Below are 17224 nucleotides of genomic sequence, written 5' to 3'. Positions count from 1 at the left end.
AATTGGACGCGGAGGGGAATACACTTGGAAAAAATCATCGTCCGCGGCGGACAAAGGCTAAGCGGTTCTGTAAAGGTTGAAGGAGCTAAGAATGCCGTCTTGCCTGTTATCGCTGCAACATTATTAGCAAGTGACGGAAAAAGCGTAATTCGTGATGTGCCAACTCTCTCCGATGTATATACCATCAACGAAGTATTACGTTCTTTAAACGCCGTAGTGGAGTTTGAAAATAACACAATTACAGTAGATGCATCCAGAGAGTTAAAAATAGAAGCACCTTTTGAGTATGTTCGTAAAATGCGTGCTTCTGTATTAGTAATGGGATCCCTGCTTGCCAGGAATGGCCGTGCGCGTGTTGCATTGCCAGGCGGCTGCGCAATCGGTTCCCGTCCTATCGACCAGCACCTTAAAGGCTTTGAAGCAATGGGTGCGACTGTCAAGGTAGGAAACGGTTTTATCGAAGCCGAAGCAGTCAATGGTTTGCACGGAGCTAAAATATATCTTGATTTCCCTAGCGTTGGCGCTACGGAAAATATTATGATGGCCGCAGTCCTTGCAAAAGGCACAACGATCATCGAAAACGTCGCAAAAGAACCAGAAATCGTCGACCTTGCAAACTTCCTGAACAAGATGGGAGCAAAGGTAAAAGGCGCAGGAACTGGCACAATCAAGATCGAAGGCGTGGAAGTACTGTTCGGTGCTGACCACAACATCATTCCTGACCGTATCGAAGCAGGTACATTCATGGTTGCATCCGCAATCACTGGCGGAGACGTCCTTGTAAAAGGCGCTGTACCTGAGCATCTTTCTTCATTGGTAGCGAAGATGGAAGAAATGGGCGTTACCATCATTGAAGAAGAAGAAGGCCTTCGTGTCATCGGGCCTGAAAAATTGAAAGCAGTCGACATCAAGACAATGCCGCACCCTGGCTTCCCGACGGATATGCAATCCCAGATGATGGCCTTGCTACTGCGCGCCCAGGGAACAAGCATGATCACAGAAACTGTTTTCGAAAACCGCTTCATGCACGTGGAAGAATTCCGCCGCATGAACGCAAACATCAAAATCGATGGCCGCTCTGTCATCATGAACGGACCATCCAACCTGCAAGGAGCAGAAGTAGCAGCAACCGATCTGCGTGCCGCTGCATCCCTGATTCTGACTGGCCTTGTGGCTGACGGAGTAACACGCGTAACAGAGCTTTACCATCTGGACCGCGGCTACGTCAACTTCCACAATAAACTTGCAGCACTAGGCGCTGATATCGAACGCATCAGCGAAGTAGAAGAACAGCCAGTAACCGAAAAATTAGTCTCAGACATGAACGCATAAATAACCTACTCAATAAACCGGAGAATTGTGCATTAACGTATAGTTCTGCGGTTTTTTGATTTTTAATGCAGTGTATATTGAGGACCTGTTGATTGATTCAATCGAGACTTGATTTTAAAAGGGCGGATTGAGCCCGAAAATTTATGTCCAATTTCGTGAATTGATTTTGCCCGACTTATTATGAGACTTTCGGCAAACGTTTATGCATTTTCGATTTCTGTCATAAAAGCTTGTCCGCCTCCATATGAATGAAATGAGACGGTTTACGACCGTAATAATTTCATAATGGAGGCTTTTTTATGTTAAAATTCAAACCAATCATCCTACTAGCTGCAATCCTTTTCGCTGTCACACTCCTGATCCCATCGCTGCTCGTCCTCCCTTTTATGGAAGAAAAGGCAGGCGGAAAGCTAGGGGAAGAGCTCCAGACAGAGGCGAAGGATGCCGCTGCGGTCCCGACAGCAGACTCCGCGGTCGAGGTAGCCGTATACCGGACAGCATTGTCAAAGACAGAGAAGCTTCCGCTTGATGAATACTTAATTGGCGTCGTTGCCGCCGAAATGCCTGCTGAGTTCGAACTGGAAGCACTGAAGGCGCAGGCGCTGTCGGCAAGGACTTACTATGTAAAACAAATGCTGAGCCCAAATAAGGTTGGCGTCCCCGAGGGGGCACAGCTAAATGATACGGAAATCCATCAGGTTTTTAAAAATAAAGAAGAATTGAAAAAGCAGTGGGGCGTCGATTATAAATGGAAGACCAAGAAAATCGCCGAGGCTGTGAAAGCAACTGACGGCCAGGTTCTCACTTACGATGGAGCGCCGATCGATGCGACGTTCTTCTCGACATCCAACGGCTTCACCGAAAACTCAGAGGAATACTGGTCCAACTCCCTGCCGTACCTGCGCAGCGTCGAGAGTCCGTGGGACCTGCAATCACCGAAGTTTCGCAGCCAGACTGTCATGACGGTCGCTGACGTCGAAGCCAAGCTTGGCGTCAAGCTGCCGAGCTCAGCGACCATCGGCAAGGTCATCTCGAGGACATCCGGGAATCGCGTAGCCAAGATCGACATCGGCGGTAAAGTGCTCACTGGTAAAGAAGTCCGTGAGAAGCTCAGCCTCCGCTCCAGCGACTTCACCTGGGAGCTCAAAGGCGGCAATGTCGTCATCACGACCGAAGGCTTCGGCCACGGCGTCGGCATGAGCCAATACGGCGCCAACGGCATGGCCACCGAAGGAAAAACCTATCAAGACATCGTCAAGCACTACTACAAAGGCGTGGAGATCAGCGAAGCCGACAGCATGCTGACGAAGGTGATGGCGAGGAAATAATTCAAATTGTATCCGCTGCAGCGTTAAACCGAATAATGACATGGCCAGGGCAAACACCGCCCTGGCTTTTTAGCGCGACTGGGTTTTGCCTCGGTAACTACTATTTTTTCGCGAGATGAAAGAATGTTTCGATGTCTGGCGGCATGTGGTAGATGCGGCCTTTTTTGGAGCCGGTGTGGGTGAGGTGCATGGATGATAGGAGGTCACTGGCCGTCTTGAATGTAATCCCGGGACAAAACTCTCTGCATGATTGATTATTTATGGAAGGATTGATAAGAAGGAAAAACTCTTTTAACGATTTATGATGCGCCGTCTTGGACTTATGGCCACATAAAGGGCATTGCCAGACCCACCTTTCACGTTTCATACCAAAAGTTGAACAAGAGGGGCATTGAACTCCTTTTTGAAGGTCGTCGTGGGTAAGAGAATATGGTTTTAATACGTCAGGATAGTGGGGAGTATGCTTCTTTATCAGTAATTTTGATAACCTTCTTACATCTTTTTCGGTGAAGATGACGCTTTGAGTAAACTCATCGATCTCGAGCACACGATTCAGTAACACATCGCCTTTTACTATTACCTTATTAAGTGGGCGGTCATTTGTCTTAATAATGGTGGAAGAGTTGCTGACTACCACAAGATGATAAATGGGGGGTACATCGAATTTGTATTGTTTAAGCCATCTTTTTAGGTGCCATGCTTGCATTTTAACTTGAATAAGTGGGTGATCAAATGATTTTTCCTTTTCATCTTTCGTTTGGATCATTTGTTCAGAATCTTTATCGAAGTAGAGCGTGCCTTTGTGGTTTTTTGTTTCTATAAGAAGGATATAGCGAATCGTTAAGATGAGGGTATCGATTTGGAAGTGCCATTCTCCATCAGTAAGGCGTAGATCTCGAAAAATATGGAACCCCTTTTCAGGCAAGAAACTTAAACGGTAATCGGTTTGCAGTTCCCCTTTGTATCCAGAGCGCCAGGCTTTGTAATCTTGCTCAATAAATGGGAGTTTAGGATGGTTTGGTAGGATTCGATTCATTAAAGCTTCATATTTCCTAAGCCGAATCGGGTATGTTCTTTCTTTTTCTATCAAATTGATCACTTCCTTTATCATTTTGTATATGAATTCTTCGGCCAGTTGAAAAATACCTATTAAAGTATCTAGTTTTTTGTGAAATATGTATGTCCGTTACATAAATTAATGGATTTTCACGGTTGGGAGCAATTTATTAACGGTTGCAGAAGTTTTATTCACGGTTGGAAGGGTTATTTTAACGGTTGGCTCCATTTTATTCACGGTTGAAGTAATATCCGCTAAATTTAACCCTGAAAAGAGGTGATTTGAAATAATATTACATAAAAGCAGTCGTAAAAAATAAAAGCCAGCCTCGATTCCAAGACCAGCCGCTAAAAAACCGTAATTAATCCCTTTATCCCCGCACTCGCTCCTCGAACCCCTGCAAAACCTTTCCAAGCCGCTTAAACTTGCCGCTGAAGTATGCGTGATGAATGAAGTGGGATGCCGCCAAAATCCCAATGACGTCTTTTACAAAATCAATCACAGTTGCAGATCGGTACGGAACGAAGCTTTGGTGAACCTCGTCGAGCAGGCCGTACAGGATCGCCACGCCCATGAACGTGAAGCTGAGCACTGGGGTGAAGCGCCCGGTCGTCAACGCAGCCAGGACGAGCAGCACATACAGTACCCCGAACTCAACAAGATGGAGGGACTCTTTTATAAACCGGTCAATTCCCTGGTTTGGCAGTTCCACCAGAGCATCTGCCGGATGGCTGGACATGACCCAGATCGCCGCCATATAGGCGATGGGAAGAATTCTTAAAAACCATACTAGTAACTTTCTCATGGTAAAACCTCACTTTATAGTAATAACCAGACCCGGGCAGGAAACGAATTTTAATAAAACGGAGGGGGACACAAACTCTAAAAAGTAATGACTTAAACGCAGCAGAATACCAGATTTCCAAAAAGATAACCCACCAAAAAACTTTTTTGCATAAAAATCTGACCTTTGTCGAAAAATAAGCAGTAAAAATTTTTTAAACTCTATGTATATATTTTTTCGCTTCTGTTCAGACTGATTGCTGAGGTGATGAAAATGAGAGAGGAAGAAAAAAGATCTTCTCAAGACAAAAGCAAGAACAGCTTTTTCAAGAAGCGGTGGGTGTATCCAACAGTTTATATTGCTAGTGCCGCAATCATTCTAACTGGTGTCCTTTGGTATCAAAACAGCGGTGGCAACAACGTTGATCAATCCGAGTACAAAGCGACTGACATGCCTGGCAAAAAGATGAATGAACAGCCAGCAGTTGAAGTCAACCGCGCGATGGAGAACTTCGTAATGCCAGTGGTGAATGAAGATGATGCTGTCGTCCAAATGGGATTCTATGACAATGACAGCGATGCAGCCGAGCAGGAAGCAGCTCTAGTGTTCTATAATAATACGTACCACCCGAACACTGGAATCAACATTGCTTCAAAAGATGGCAAGGAATTCGACGTAATCGCGTCACTTAGCGGTACCGTCACAGATGTCAGAAAAGATGAGATGCTAGGAAACGTCATCGAAATCGAACATGACAAAGGTATTGTAACACAATATCAGTCCGTGAAAGACTTCCAGGTAAAAGTTGGCGACCAGGTTGAACAAGGCCAGGTGATTGCGAAATCCGGTACTAGCCAGATCAATGAAAAAGCTGGAAACCATGTCCACTTTGAAATCCGCAAGGACAATGTCCCTGTCAATCCGCATGAGTACTTCAACAAGCCGCTGAGCTCGTTGCAGGAAGCGAATGTGACCGAGGAAAAAGCTTCATCTGATGCAGATGCAGGTAAATCTGAAGATGCTGCAGAAGAAGATGCTGAGGGAACATCTCCGGTGGAAGACAAGCCAGCTGAAGACGGCTCAGATAAAAAAGACGCTGATCAGGACGAAGATAAGGACGCAGGCGAAGACAAAGATTCTTCCACTGATTCCGAAACTTCAACAAACTCTTAATAAAAACGAACATTTTGGAACCCGCCTATCTAAAAAGGCGGGTTTTTTCATGGGAATAATAAGGAATTCGCTCCATTTAAATAAAATGTGAATCTATGGTAAAATCAGACAGGAGGAGGGATACATATGAAACGAGCCATATTCATGATCATGTTGGTCTTCGCAGCGGCAATCATTTCAGGCTGCAGCAAGGAACCGACTCCCGAAGAACGGTTTTCCCAGTATGTGAAGCTGTGGAATGAGCAGAAGTTTGAGGAGATGTACGAGTTTTTATCAGAGAAAGCGAAGGATTCCATCACGAAGGAGGAATTCGTCAATCGTTATAATAAAATTTATCAGGATTTGGAGATTGACCAGCTGAAGGTCAGCTACAAACAGTCTGAGGAAGAAAAGGAATATGAGGAGAATGCAGAGCTGCCTTTTTCCGCTAAAATGGCCAGTGCGGCAGGACCAATCGAGTTCGATCATACCGCTACTCTTGTAAAAGAAGAACGGGAAGACAACACAAATTGGTTTATTGACTGGAACACCACCTACATTTTTCCGGAGCTGGGGGACGGGGATAAAATCAGCTTTAAAAATGTACAGGCCGAGCGCGGCAGCATCCTTGACCGTGCAGGGAACGGGCTGGCGATCAACGGTACGGCTGTCCAGGTCGGAGTTGTTCCGGGACAGATGGGTGACAAGAAAGATGAGACAATCGCCAAGCTTGCCGAACTGCTCGATATGACCGAGGAACAGATCAATAAGGCAATGAATGCGGGCTGGGTGAAGCCAGACCTGTTCGTGCCGCTTAAAAAAGTTTCGAAAACAGATAAGGCCCTTCATGAAAAACTGTTTGCACTCGATGGCGTGACGAACCAGATGGTGGGAGCGAGGGAATATCCTTACGGGGAGGCGCTGTCCCATTTGCTTGGCTATATCGGCCCGGTCACAGCGGATGACCTCGAAAAATTGGAGGGCAAAGGCTATATGAGCACAGACCTGATTGGCCGCCGCGGCCTTGAACAGGTTCTGGAGGAACAGTTAAAAGGAGAGAACGGGGTCAGGATTTCGATTGCAAAAGAAGATGGCACCGTCAAGACCCTGGCAGAAAAGCCGGTCAAAAACGGTGAGGATGTCCAGCTGACGATCGATGTCGTTGCCCAGCAGCAGCTGTACGATCAGCTAAAAGGAAAAGCCGGCATGGCCTCTGCAATCAACCCGGAAACCGGGGAAACGCTGGCGCTCGTCAGCGCACCTGGATTCGATCCGAATGAGATGACACTTGGAATCTCGCAGAATAAACGAAAAATGCTAGAGGAAGATCCGCTTCAGCCATTCCTTAACCGATTCAAGCTGACGTATGCGCCAGGCTCTGTCATCAAACCGATCACAGCGGCGATTGGGCTGGAAAATGACAAGCTGAAGCTTGATACCGCATTTGATATCAACGAAAAGCAATGGCAGAAGGATGCATCATGGGGCAACTACAAAGTCACAAGATACTCGGATGTAAAGGGAAGCATCAACCTCGAGAAGGCGCTCGTTTATTCCGACAATATCTATTTCGCACGGGCAGCGCTCGGCATGGGAACAGATACGTTTACAGCAGGCTTGAAGAAGTTCGGCTTCGAAGACCAGCCTGAATACCTGTATCCAATCGAGCCGTCGCAAATCGGCAAGATTGACAACGAGATTCGCCTGGCAGACTCCGCGTATGGACAGGGACAGGTGGAGATGAATGTCCTTCATCTTGCGACAGCTTACTCACCATTGGTGAACAAAGGCAATATGGTGAAGCCGATCCTGAAACAGGACGAAGAGAAGAGCCAGGTGTGGCAGGAAGGGCTGATCACTCCTGAACATGCCGCCGCACTCAACGGAATGCTGACAAAGGTCATTTCCGACCCGAACGGAACTGCACACAATGGCCGGATTGCCAACTATCACCTCGCCGGCAAAACAGGCACGGCTGAAATTAAGCAAAAGCAGGGCGAAAAAGGCCGGGAGCTCGGCTGGTTCGTCGCCTACAACCCGAATTCCTCTGACATGATCGTCGCGATGATGATCGAGGATTCCGGTTCGAAGGACGTTGTAACACGAGTGAAGCAGTTTTATGAAATGAGATTGGATTCAGGATTATAAAGGAATGCTCAGCCGATTTGGCTGGGCGTTTTTTTAAAGAAGATAAGAAAGTATAAATTTCACTTTGAGAATTGTCCAGCTCCAGCGCCTAGCCCCTCGAGTCGCTTCGGTCCGCCCAATGAAGTCAAAAAGCGACTTCACCGGTCGGCCCTCCAGCGCTTGTCGGGGCTGATCAATGCACTTGCGCTTTTCTTATGAATTTTTATTTAGAATTTTCAGGCTCTTTGGTATACTATTTCGTAAGACGAAAAAATACTAGGGGGAATCAGAATGTCTTTGCATACATATCCATATTCGTCGCAGAGGATGGCGGCGGTGGCGCGCAACGGGATGGTGGCTACTTCTCAGCCGCTTGCTGCGCAGGCTGGGCTTGATATTTTAAAAAAGGGCGGGAATGCGATTGATGCGGCGATTGCGACTGCGGCGTGCCTGACAGTAGTGGAGCCGACTTCGAACGGAATTGGCGGCGATGCGTTTGCGCTTGTCTGGGTAAAAGACAAGCTCTATGGTCTGAATGCGAGCGGACCGGCACCGCAAGCGATTTCGATTGATAAAGTGAAGGATCTGGGCCATGAAAAAATGCCTTCGCATGGCTGGATTCCGGTCACCGTTCCGGGAGCACCGTCGGCATGGGCGGAGCTATCGAAAAAGTTCGGGCGTCTGCCGCTTACAGAGGTACTGCAGCCGGCAATCGACTATGCACGAAATGGCTACCCGCTGACTCCAATTCTCGCAAAATACTGGAAGGGTGCATTCAAAGCTTACAAGAATCGTTTCCAGGGTGCAGAGTATGATGAATGGTTCCGCGTCTTCACGCCAGAAGGCAGAGCTCCGGAAGCGGGGGAAATGTGGAAATCAGAAGACCATGCGAACACGCTTCAGGAGATTGCGGAAACGAATGGAGAGAGCTTTTACAGAGGGACGCTGGCTGATAGAATCGCGGAAGCCTCGGAAAAAGCGGGCGGCTTCCTCAGGAAAGAAGATCTTGAAAACTATCATCCTGAATGGGTAGAACCGATTTCTGTATCCTACCGCGGCCATGAAGTGTGGGAGATTCCGCCGAACGGCCAGGGAATCGTCGCCTTGATGGCACTGAATATTTTAAAAGGCTACGAGTTTACCCATCGCGAGGACGTGGAAGGTGTCCATCTCCAGTTGGAAGCGATGAAGCAGGCCTTCACGGATGGCAAGGAATATGTCACGGATCCGAAAACGATGCAGGCAAAGGTCGAGACCTTGTTGTCAGACCAGTACGGTGAAGAGGCTCGCGCTAAAATCAATCACGAAGCGATGATGCCGGAACCGGGCTCGCTGCCAAAGGGCGGGACGGTCTACCTGGCTACCGCGGATGGGGAAGGGAATATGGTTTCTTTTATCCAGAGTAACTATATGGGCTTTGGCTCTGGCGTTGTGGTTCCAGGGACGGGGATTGGGCTGCAGAACCGCGGCCACGATTTCTCACTTGACCATAATCATGCGAATGCCCTTGCTCCTGGGAAAAAGACGTACCATACGATCATTCCGGGATTCATTACGAAAAACGGCCAGGCGGTAGGTCCTTTTGGCGTGATGGGCGGCTATATGCAGCCGCAGGGACATGTCCAGGTGGCGATGAACATGATCGACTTCGGCTTGAATCCGCAGTCTGCACTTGATGCTCCGCGCTGGCAGTGGATAGAAGGCAAGCAGATTGAAGTGGAGCACAACTTCCCGAACCACATCGTTCAGCAGCTGGCGGCACGCGGGCACCAGATGAAGGTCGCCTATGATGGCGGTGGCTTTGGCCGCGGTCAGGTCATTGTCCGCAATCCGGAAACAGGCGTGTTGACCGGGGGAACAGAAATGAGGACCGACGGAGCGGTTGCGTGCTGGTAAACTATATTCATAGAAGGAACACTCGATTATGAGTGTTCCTTTTACTATTCTGTAAAATCATTACAAGCACTCCAATACTATGGAAATCATCTGAAAATTTTTTTCGACAAACATATCTTCCCTATAGCCCCCTCAATCCCTTACCATTACTGACGAAAATGCCACGGCTGTCCATTTGTCGACATAGTAAGCGATTACATTTTTTAAAGATAGAAACTTGACCTGCCTGGACATTATATGGATAATAAAATTAAAATTTTCTAAAGATTTAGTTAAATTGGAGGAATACAAAATTGATTATCTTAATTGGTCTGCTGGTCATAACAGCCATCAGCCTGTACATGGCCTTCAAGAAAAATAAACTGATTTTCCTTACCGTTCCTTTCCTTAGCATTTTTCTTTATTTCCTCATTCAGATTCTCATGGTCCCGGCTCCGTTTTTCGAAACGATTAAATTTATCTTCAGCCTGAGTTAATTCTAGACTAGCAGCAGTATCAACTTTGCCTGGCGCAAAGTTCATATACCAATACCATTTTTTTATAAAGGAGTGGGGAAAGCTTTTTCGTGTAAAACTGTGTCCGTTTCTATGGGGATTATACAAAGGGGATTAGCAAACACAAAGGGGTGTAAATGTGAAGAAAATTGATAAGTCAGTTGCTGACGCTTATTTTCGAGAAAAAAACCGTAACATGATCATTTATTTCGCGATCTGGTTCCTCGTTTCGTTCGGAGCAGTGTTGATTGCCGAACCGCTGAGCGAGCTTTCGATCGGAGGCTTCCCGTTCCATTATTTCATGGGCGCACAGGGAGCGGTAGTGACCTTCATCATCCTGCTGTTCGTCAATGCGAAGGTCAGCGATGGCATCGATAAGAAGTATGGCATTGATGAAGCAAAGAACGTCAAGCTGAGTGAAGGAAAAAGCCTGGACCACTAGGGTAAGGGGAATAAAAAGAGCTTATGAATAAAGGGGGAGAACTTTGGATACACAATTCTTGGTCTCATTATCTATTATTTTAGCAACATTCGGTTTGTATATCGGGATCGCGATCTACAATACGGCGAAGCAAACATCCGATTTCTACGTGGCAAGCCGTGGCGTTCCGCCGGTCTTCAACGGAATGGCCATCGGCGCTGACTGGATGAGTGCCGCTTCCTTCATCGGGATGGCCGGTACAATCATGCTTCTCGGCTATGACGGCCTTGCTTATATCATGGGCTGGACGGGCGGCTACCTGCTCCTGACCTTCCTGCTTGCTCCGCAGCTGCGGAAATATGGGCGATACACGGTTCCTGAATTCATCGGCGACCGTTTCAACAGCCACCCAGCCCGCGTTATTGCGGCAATCTCGACGATCATCATCAGCTTCACCTATTCAATCGGCCAGCTTTCCGGTTCCGGCGTGGTAATCGGGCGACTGTTCGAAATTGATGCTAAGCTTGGAACGATGATCGGGGTTGTTCTGATTGCGACATACGCAGCGTTCGGCGGTATGAAGGGGATTACCTGGACACAGGTTGCGCAGTACATTATTTTAATCATTGCTTATCTGATTCCGGTCATCTTCATGTCCTTGCAAATTACGAATAACCCGCTTCCATGGCTATCTTACGGGGAGCTTGTCGGAAAGATGGGGGAGCTTGACCGTGAGCTCGGCATTTCGGAATATTTCGCACCGTTCACGAACGGGACGAAGTGGCAATTCCTTGCCCTTATGTTCACATTGATGGCCGGTACGGCGGGCCTTCCGCACGTAATCGTCCGCTTTTATACCGTATCGACGATGAAGGCTGCGCGCTGGTCTGGCGCATGGGCGCTTCTGTTCATCGGTTTGCTTTACCTGTCTGCACCTGCATATGCAGCGTTCTCACGTTTCATTTTAATGACGAAGGTTGCCGGCAGCAAAATCAGCGAGCTGCCTGCCTGGACGAAGACCTGGGTAGATACCGGCAAGCTTCAAGTTGCTGACGGTAATGGCGATGGAATCCTGCAGTGGAGTGAATTGATCATCTCCAACGATATCGTCGTTATGGCAACACCTGAAATCGCAAACCTTGGCGTATTCGTCATCGGCCTTGTAGCGGCAGGCGCTATGGCTGCGGCCCTTTCAACTGCCGGCGGCTTGATGATCGCGATTTCATCTGCTTTTGCACACGATATATATTACCGTGTCATGAAGCCAAACGCTACGGAAAAAACTCGCCTGAATGTTGCGCGCCTATCGATTGTTGCGGCTACATTGCTTGCAGGAATTATTGCACTTAACCCTCCTGGAGCGATCACGCAAATCGTTGCCTGGGCATTTGCTCTTGCCAGCGGAACGTTCTTTCCTGCGCTCATCCTCGGTGTCTGGTGGAAGCGCTCCAATGCGCAAGGCGTTATCGCCGGAATGCTTGTTGGCCTAGCGGTAACATTAGGGTATATCTTTGCGGCAAAATACGGCGGCTACACGATCCTCGGCATCATCGACACAGGTGCAGGTGTGTTCGGAGCAACTGCCGCGTTCATTGCCAACATCGTTGTTTCCCTTGCGACTCCGGCACCATCGCAAAAAATTCAGGAGGAAGTCCTCGACCTTCGTTATCCTGAACAGATGGTCTACAAGAACGGCGAAGTTTGGATGAATGATGATGCAACCAAATCAGTATAAGGAAATTTGGAAGGCTGTGCAGTTCCACCCTCTCTTTCAGGGAGTGGAGGAACGCACGGCCCTTTCCCTTGTCGAGGAATGTGAATATCTTTCCTATGGAAAAAGAGAAATGATGCTCCAGGCAGATACAAAGCGCCAGGGGCTTTTGCTGGTTTTACAGGGAATTGCCGAAGTGTTCGTGAAAAATGCCGAAGGCCTTGATGAAGTGCTCGAGGTCATCCAAAAAGGGGAGATTATCGGGTTTTCGAGCCTTGCGGAGTTCCTGGGCTTTTCTAAACCGGAAAAATCCCAGCCGACAGTCGAGGTCCGCGCAGTCGAAGAGGTTCAGGCTCTGCTTATTCCTTTTACCGTCCTTGCTAAAAGATGGGACGACCAGGGGGTGCATGACTATCTGCTGTCCCAGGTGTCCATCAGACTGAAGGATGTGTATGGATCGCTTGCCGAACAGGTTAAAATGGCGAAGGGGATTGGTGAAGGGGAAACCATCCTGGCCAGGGTCCAGGATTTGATGTCGGAAAATGTGGCTGCCGTTCATCCGGAGACGAGCATTCAGGAAGCGGCAAAGAAAATGTCAGCGCATAAGACCAGTTCGGTGCTGGTTGTCGAAGACGGTCAGCTGAAAGGAATCATCACCGAGAGGGATATAGTTGGCCGGGTGGTGGCCAGGGGATTATCATTTGAGCAGCATGCAAGAATGGCGATGACAGAAAATCCTGTGACGATTTCGCGGTTTGCCTACTACTACGATGCCTTCTCCGAAATTTTACTGAAGGGCGTCAAGCATCTGCCGGTCGTCGATCAGGGGAAAATCTCTGGTATTGTCACACTGACGGACTTGCTGCGGAAAAAGAATGACAGCGTAATGAAGACGATCAAAAAAATCGAGGAGGCAGATGAAGCAAGCCTTTCTGAGGTGAAAACGGCGATTTTTGAAATCACGGAAACACTGCTCAAGGACCGGGTGCCCGCATTTGTATTGCTTGAAATTGTCACGAAGCTTTATGATCGCCTGATTGCCCGCACGGTCGAGCTGTCCGTAGCGGCGCTCCGCAAGCATAAATTAGAACCGCCTGTTCCATTTGCGTTTTACTTAATGGGTTCAAGCGGCCGTGGCGAGCAGTTCATGCTGACCGATCAGGATCATTTCCTTGTCTACGCTGAAACCGATAAGCATGCGTATTTTGAGAAGCTTGGCGAGGAAATCACTTCAATGCTTGAAAAAGCCGGATATGCACGCTGCAAGGGCTTGATGATGTCGAGTGAAGCTCAGTGGCGGGGGACGGTGCTGCAATGGCAGGACAGAGTGCGGAGGTGGATGATGCAGTCGACCAATGAAAATATCCTGCTGGCGCAGAATTTCTTCGCGTATCGGTTTGCGGCAGGCAGCAAGGAAGTCCATGAGGCATTCGAAGAAGGAATTGCCCAGCTGCTGGACCGCTCAAAAATCTTCCTTTACCGGATGGTCCAAATGGAAAAGGAGCAGGAAATCCCGACACTGGATGAACCAATCAGGGCACTGTTCAAGCTCGGCCGCAAAAGCATCGACATGAAAAAGGAGATCTTATTTCCCTTCCATCACAGCCTGCAAATCCTCGCACTTTATTATGGTGGGATACCCGGGACACCCGTCGAGAAAATTGCTGCTTTAAAGGAGAAGGGAGTCTTCACAGAGGCTTTCTCGCAGGATTTGAACGAAGCATTCGGACATGTACTTGAACTTTACATCAGACAAAGGTGGGCAAATAATGGGGGCAGTCCGGTTCTCACCTTTGCCACCATGTCGACAAGGCAAAAAGACGAACTTATCCTGAGTCTTCGTACCCTCCGCGAATTGCAGGGGATGGTGTTCGCGCGATTCTCTGTTTAGCTTTAGTATCGCGTGACAGGTACGGCAGTTAAAAACGTGCTATTTCACACATTTTTATGCTTTAGGAATTGCAGAATAACGAGAGGAGGATGGCATGTTTTTTCAACGGAAGAGTATTTCCTGCCCGCTTATTTACGATAAAATTCCTTTATCGACTCCAATCGATGATTTGACGTTTATTGTTTTCGACACGGAAACGACCGGTTTTCAGGTCGCAACAACAGACCGCCTCATCGAAATCGGCGCTGTTGCAGTCAAAGGGCTGAAGGTGATGGAAAATGACCGATTTCAGACGTATGTGAATCCGATGCGACAAATTTCTCGGGAAATAATTGAGCTAACCTCCATCACGAATGAGCTGGCTGCAGAAGCGCCGATTGCTTCAGAAGCGATTCCGGAGTTTTTTGAATATGTGGGAGCGCATGAAGCGGTTTGCCTTGTTGGGCATTATGTCGGTTTCGATCACCTCGTGCTGAAAAGTGAACTGAAACGGGAAAAGCTGGCACTGAAAAAGCTGTTCACCATCGATACGCTTGATCTGATTGGCTTCATTGCCCCCTCATACGACATGCGTGATCTTGAACGATATGCGATGGCATTCGGAACGCGTATTTATGACCGCCACAGCGCTATGGGAGACGCTATGACAACAGCCTATCTATTCATAGAGCTTCTTCAGCAGTTCAGGGACCGAGGCTACTCCACATGGGGTGAGCTGATCAAGGCGACGGACAGCCAGATGCGGTCGATGCAGTTTTAAGGGAAGTGCACAATAAAAAATCCGCGGCATATCGAGCCGCGGGTTTTCCTTTACTGTATATTAATTAACGCACCATTCTTATAAGCAACAAGCAGTGTCTGTCCAGCCAGGTTTTGATACTCTCTCGCAGTCCCGTAAGATACCTTCAGCGGAATCGCATGGCCTTCTGTCTCAAATTCAACCGTGAAATTATCGGCTGCACCGACGACTTTGGCTTCCATGACCTCAATTTCCCCCGGAATATCCAGCTTTTGGCCGATCAGCACCATGTCTTGCTTCAGACCGTTTGCTTTTTTCAATTCCTGCAGGCTGATGCCGAAGCGCTGTGAGATATTGAACAATGTATCTCCTGGATTGACAACATACACGCCTTCTTGTGGGTCGTAAGCGTGAGTCGGCACGGAAAGGGCTTGTCCAATATAAATGGATTCAGTGGTCAATCGATTTTCCGTCATTAAATCCTTCACGGTCACTCCGTATTTTTTTGCCAGCGAAAACAGTGTATCGCCTTTTTTAACCGTATAGATCCCTGCTTCATCATGAGGCGGAACTTCCAGCTGCTGCCCCGCTTTTATCTGATCAGAAGGCAGTTCGTTCACTTGCTGCAGCAACTCTACCGATGTATCGAAATACTTCGCCAGGCTGTATAGCGTATCGCCTTTTTTGACGGTATAGATGGATCCACATGCTTCTGCTTTCTTTTGTGACACTCCCAGCATCAGTCCGGCAGCCACCGAACCAGCCACAGCGGCTCCAATGATCGTTCTTCTGCGCTTTAAAGCAATTTTGCGTTTTTGCGCTCTGATTCTTTGTTTTCTAGTCTGTCTGTAGGTAATCAAGTCTTTCTCCCCCAATGAAAAATAAACTCCTTCACAGAGATTCGCTTCGTAAAAGGTTTTTATGTACATAAAAATGGGTATATAGGAAAGTTTTTCTTTAATAATTAAGTGAATTTTCCAAAAAACTTCACAATACCTTGTCCCTATTGCTTTTTTCGTGCATATATCCTCAACCAAGCTAATAAAATGTTACAAACCTGACAAAGAGAGTGTTTGAGGTGAGGAATCGTTTGAACAATATGAGGATTCAGCCGGGGACATGATTAATCATAGTAATTTCCAGAAGGACCACCCTTCTGCCGCAAGTGATCAAATTTTGCGGAAAGCAGTATTAGCCGATAAAAGCGAGTCTCATTTCACACTTCTCACATCCAATTTAGGGAGGGCGAGTGGTGTGCACGATTACATCAAAGAGAGAACAATCAAGATTGGAAAGTATATCGTGGAGACGAAAAAAACAGTTCGCGTCATAGCGAAGGAGTTTGGCGTGTCCAAAAGTACAGTCCATAAAGACCTGACAGAAAGATTGCCTGAGATCAACCCTGACCTTGCCAATGAAGTAAAAGAAATACTGGATTATCATAAATCGATCCGCCACCTGCGCGGGGGAGAAGCAACCAAGATGAAATACCGCAAAGAGGAAAGGGAAGAAGAACCGGTCAAGTGAAAAATAGTTGAGACTAACCGATTGGAGGGACCGTAATTCAGCTGTGGAATTTTTACCGACATAACGCATAATGCCCAGCTTCGATTTGGAAAAGCCGGGCATCGCCACTAAAGGCGTGTAAGATTCTGCTTTAAACATAGCGGAGGCTGCCGCCTTTTTATTATGCACAGAGGGACGGTTCTTGTGTTTCAATAAAACACAAGAACCGTCCCTCTGTTTTACTTCATTCGTGCTTCTTTCAGCTTTGCTTCCCTCTCGGCCGCTGCTTTTTCGGCGGCGGCACGTTCTGCTGCTTCGCGTGCTTCTTCTTCCCGCCTGATTTGCTCCGCTGCTGATGTAATATCAGAGCTTAAGTGAAAGAGAAGCGTCTGCAGCTCGGAGACTTCCCTGCTGATGCTGTTGATGGCATTGTTGATATAGGCCACTTCCGTTGCCTGCCACCCGCTGTTCAGATTCCCCTTGAAGTCCTGCAGCCTGCTTTTGATATCGTTCAGATCCTGGGCATACCCACTGATCCTGCCAGCCTGCGAATATGCCTGGCCCACATTCACCTTCATTGAGATCACCTGCACTTATTTGGATTCTGTGATTGATTATAAAACGATGTTGAAAAAATTTCCATCATAAACGTATGGTGTAATGTTGGAAAATAGACCGCCCTTATAGGAAGGAACATACTCTTTTACATAAAAATGGGTTTTGAATGATTTGTTTCGGGTAAAAAGAACTATATTTGGATGAAACTCTGTAGAAATAAGACCTAAA

At 47.6% G+C, this 17224-nt stretch carries 15 protein-coding genes; 11 read left to right on the top strand and 4 right to left on the bottom strand.

What is annotated here, in order from left to right:
* Positions 1 to 24: 24 nt before the first annotated feature.
* Together murA and spoIID are read left to right on the top strand one after the other, a co-directional pair.
* Positions 25 to 1332 (top strand): UDP-N-acetylglucosamine 1-carboxyvinyltransferase, encoded by a 1308-nt coding sequence (gene murA / locus EJA10_RS11255; RefSeq protein ID WP_125480103.1) that lies wholly within the window; start codon positions 25 to 27, stop codon positions 1330 to 1332.
* A 299-nt stretch (positions 1333 to 1631) separates the two neighbouring features.
* Positions 1632 to 2660, top strand: coding sequence for a stage II sporulation protein D (gene spoIID, locus EJA10_RS11250; protein WP_125480102.1), 1029 nt, complete (start codon positions 1632 to 1634; stop codon positions 2658 to 2660).
* 100 nt (positions 2661 to 2760) lie between these two features.
* Here the strand turns inward: spoIID and EJA10_RS11245 are convergent, their stop codons facing one another.
* Together EJA10_RS11245 and EJA10_RS11240 are read right to left on the bottom strand one after the other, a co-directional pair.
* Entirely contained in the window at positions 2761 to 3750 is a 990-nt protein-coding gene (locus EJA10_RS11245; protein WP_170169118.1) for an NERD domain-containing protein, read from the bottom strand.
* A gap of 337 nt (positions 3751 to 4087) precedes the next feature.
* A complete protein-coding gene (locus EJA10_RS11240; protein ID WP_125480100.1) occupies positions 4088 to 4522 on the bottom strand; it encodes a VanZ family protein in 435 nt (144 codons plus the stop codon).
* Positions 4523 to 4774: 252 nt separating this feature from the next.
* On the opposite strand from EJA10_RS11240, the gene spoIIQ reads away from it, so the two are divergent.
* From spoIIQ to EJA10_RS11200, 8 genes are all read left to right on the top strand, one after another.
* Positions 4775 to 5674, top strand: coding sequence for a stage II sporulation protein SpoIIQ (gene spoIIQ / locus EJA10_RS11235; RefSeq protein ID WP_125480099.1), 900 nt, complete (start codon positions 4775 to 4777; stop codon positions 5672 to 5674).
* 126 nt (positions 5675 to 5800) lie between these two features.
* Positions 5801 to 7801, top strand: coding sequence for a penicillin-binding transpeptidase domain-containing protein (locus EJA10_RS11230; RefSeq protein ID WP_125480098.1), 2001 nt, complete (start codon positions 5801 to 5803; stop codon positions 7799 to 7801).
* 270 nt (positions 7802 to 8071) lie between these two features.
* Positions 8072 to 9676 (top strand): gamma-glutamyltransferase, encoded by a 1605-nt coding sequence (gene ggt / locus EJA10_RS11225; RefSeq protein WP_211340555.1) that lies wholly within the window; start codon positions 8072 to 8074, stop codon positions 9674 to 9676.
* Positions 9677 to 9969: 293 nt separating this feature from the next.
* Entirely contained in the window at positions 9970 to 10152 is a 183-nt protein-coding gene (locus tag EJA10_RS11220) for a hypothetical protein (RefSeq protein WP_125480097.1), read from the top strand.
* A 157-nt stretch (positions 10153 to 10309) separates the two neighbouring features.
* Positions 10310 to 10612 (top strand): DUF4212 domain-containing protein, encoded by a 303-nt coding sequence (locus tag EJA10_RS11215; protein ID WP_125480096.1) that lies wholly within the window; start codon positions 10310 to 10312, stop codon positions 10610 to 10612.
* Positions 10613 to 10655: 43 nt separating this feature from the next.
* Positions 10656 to 12326, top strand: coding sequence for a sodium:solute symporter family protein (locus EJA10_RS11210; protein WP_125480095.1), 1671 nt, complete (start codon positions 10656 to 10658; stop codon positions 12324 to 12326).
* Entirely contained in the window at positions 12301 to 14193 is a 1893-nt protein-coding gene (locus tag EJA10_RS11205; RefSeq protein WP_342773909.1) for a DUF294 nucleotidyltransferase-like domain-containing protein, read from the top strand. Before EJA10_RS11210 ends, EJA10_RS11205 begins: the two co-directional genes overlap by 26 nt.
* Before the next feature lie 94 nt (positions 14194 to 14287).
* A complete protein-coding gene (locus EJA10_RS11200; protein ID WP_125480094.1) occupies positions 14288 to 14953 on the top strand; it encodes a 3'-5' exonuclease in 666 nt (221 codons plus the stop codon).
* 50 nt (positions 14954 to 15003) lie between these two features.
* Here the strand turns inward: EJA10_RS11200 and EJA10_RS11195 are convergent, their stop codons facing one another.
* A complete protein-coding gene (locus EJA10_RS11195; protein ID WP_246017758.1) occupies positions 15004 to 15792 on the bottom strand; it encodes a muramidase family protein in 789 nt (262 codons plus the stop codon).
* Positions 15793 to 16186: 394 nt separating this feature from the next.
* Between EJA10_RS11195 and spoIIID the strand changes: the two genes are divergently transcribed.
* Entirely contained in the window at positions 16187 to 16459 is a 273-nt protein-coding gene (spoIIID, locus tag EJA10_RS11190) for a sporulation transcriptional regulator SpoIIID (RefSeq protein WP_125480092.1), read from the top strand.
* Between the two features lie 218 nt (positions 16460 to 16677).
* Here the strand turns inward: spoIIID and EJA10_RS11185 are convergent, their stop codons facing one another.
* Positions 16678 to 17016 carry a WXG100 family type VII secretion target gene (locus tag EJA10_RS11185; RefSeq protein WP_125480091.1) on the bottom strand — a complete coding sequence of 113 codons (339 nt, stop codon included), beginning with the start codon at positions 17014 to 17016 and terminating at the stop codon, positions 16678 to 16680.
* Between the last annotated feature and the right edge of the window lie 208 nt (positions 17017 to 17224).

It is taken from the genome of Mesobacillus subterraneus (assembly GCF_003937825.1).
Classification (GTDB): domain Bacteria; phylum Bacillota; class Bacilli; order Bacillales; family Cytobacillaceae; genus Mesobacillus; species Mesobacillus subterraneus.
Note: the sequence above shows the minus strand (reverse complement) of the source record. Positions and strands in the feature narration are given on the sequence as shown.

Bases quoted from the DNA above. Each gene is read 5' to 3' on its own strand.
- EJA10_RS11200 (WP_125480094.1), top strand. From the start codon at position 14,288: ATGTTTTTTCAACGGAAGAGTATTTCCTGCCCGCTTATTTACGATAAA.
- EJA10_RS11230 (WP_125480098.1), top strand. From the start codon at position 5,801: ATGAAACGAGCCATATTCATGATCATGTTGGTCTTCGCAGCGGCAATC.
- spoIIQ (WP_125480099.1), top strand. From the start codon at position 4,775: ATGAGAGAGGAAGAAAAAAGATCTTCTCAAGACAAAAGCAAGAACAGC.
- EJA10_RS11205 (WP_342773909.1), top strand. From the start codon at position 12,301: ATGATGATGCAACCAAATCAGTATAAGGAAATTTGGAAGGCTGTGCAG.
- spoIID (WP_125480102.1), top strand. From the start codon at position 1,632: ATGTTAAAATTCAAACCAATCATCCTACTAGCTGCAATCCTTTTCGCT.
- EJA10_RS11240 (WP_125480100.1), bottom strand. From the start codon at position 4,522: ATGAGAAAGTTACTAGTATGGTTTTTAAGAATTCTTCCCATCGCCTAT.
- ggt (WP_211340555.1), top strand. From the start codon at position 8,072: ATGTCTTTGCATACATATCCATATTCGTCGCAGAGGATGGCGGCGGTG.
- EJA10_RS11185 (WP_125480091.1), bottom strand. From the start codon at position 17,016: ATGAAGGTGAATGTGGGCCAGGCATATTCGCAGGCTGGCAGGATCAGT.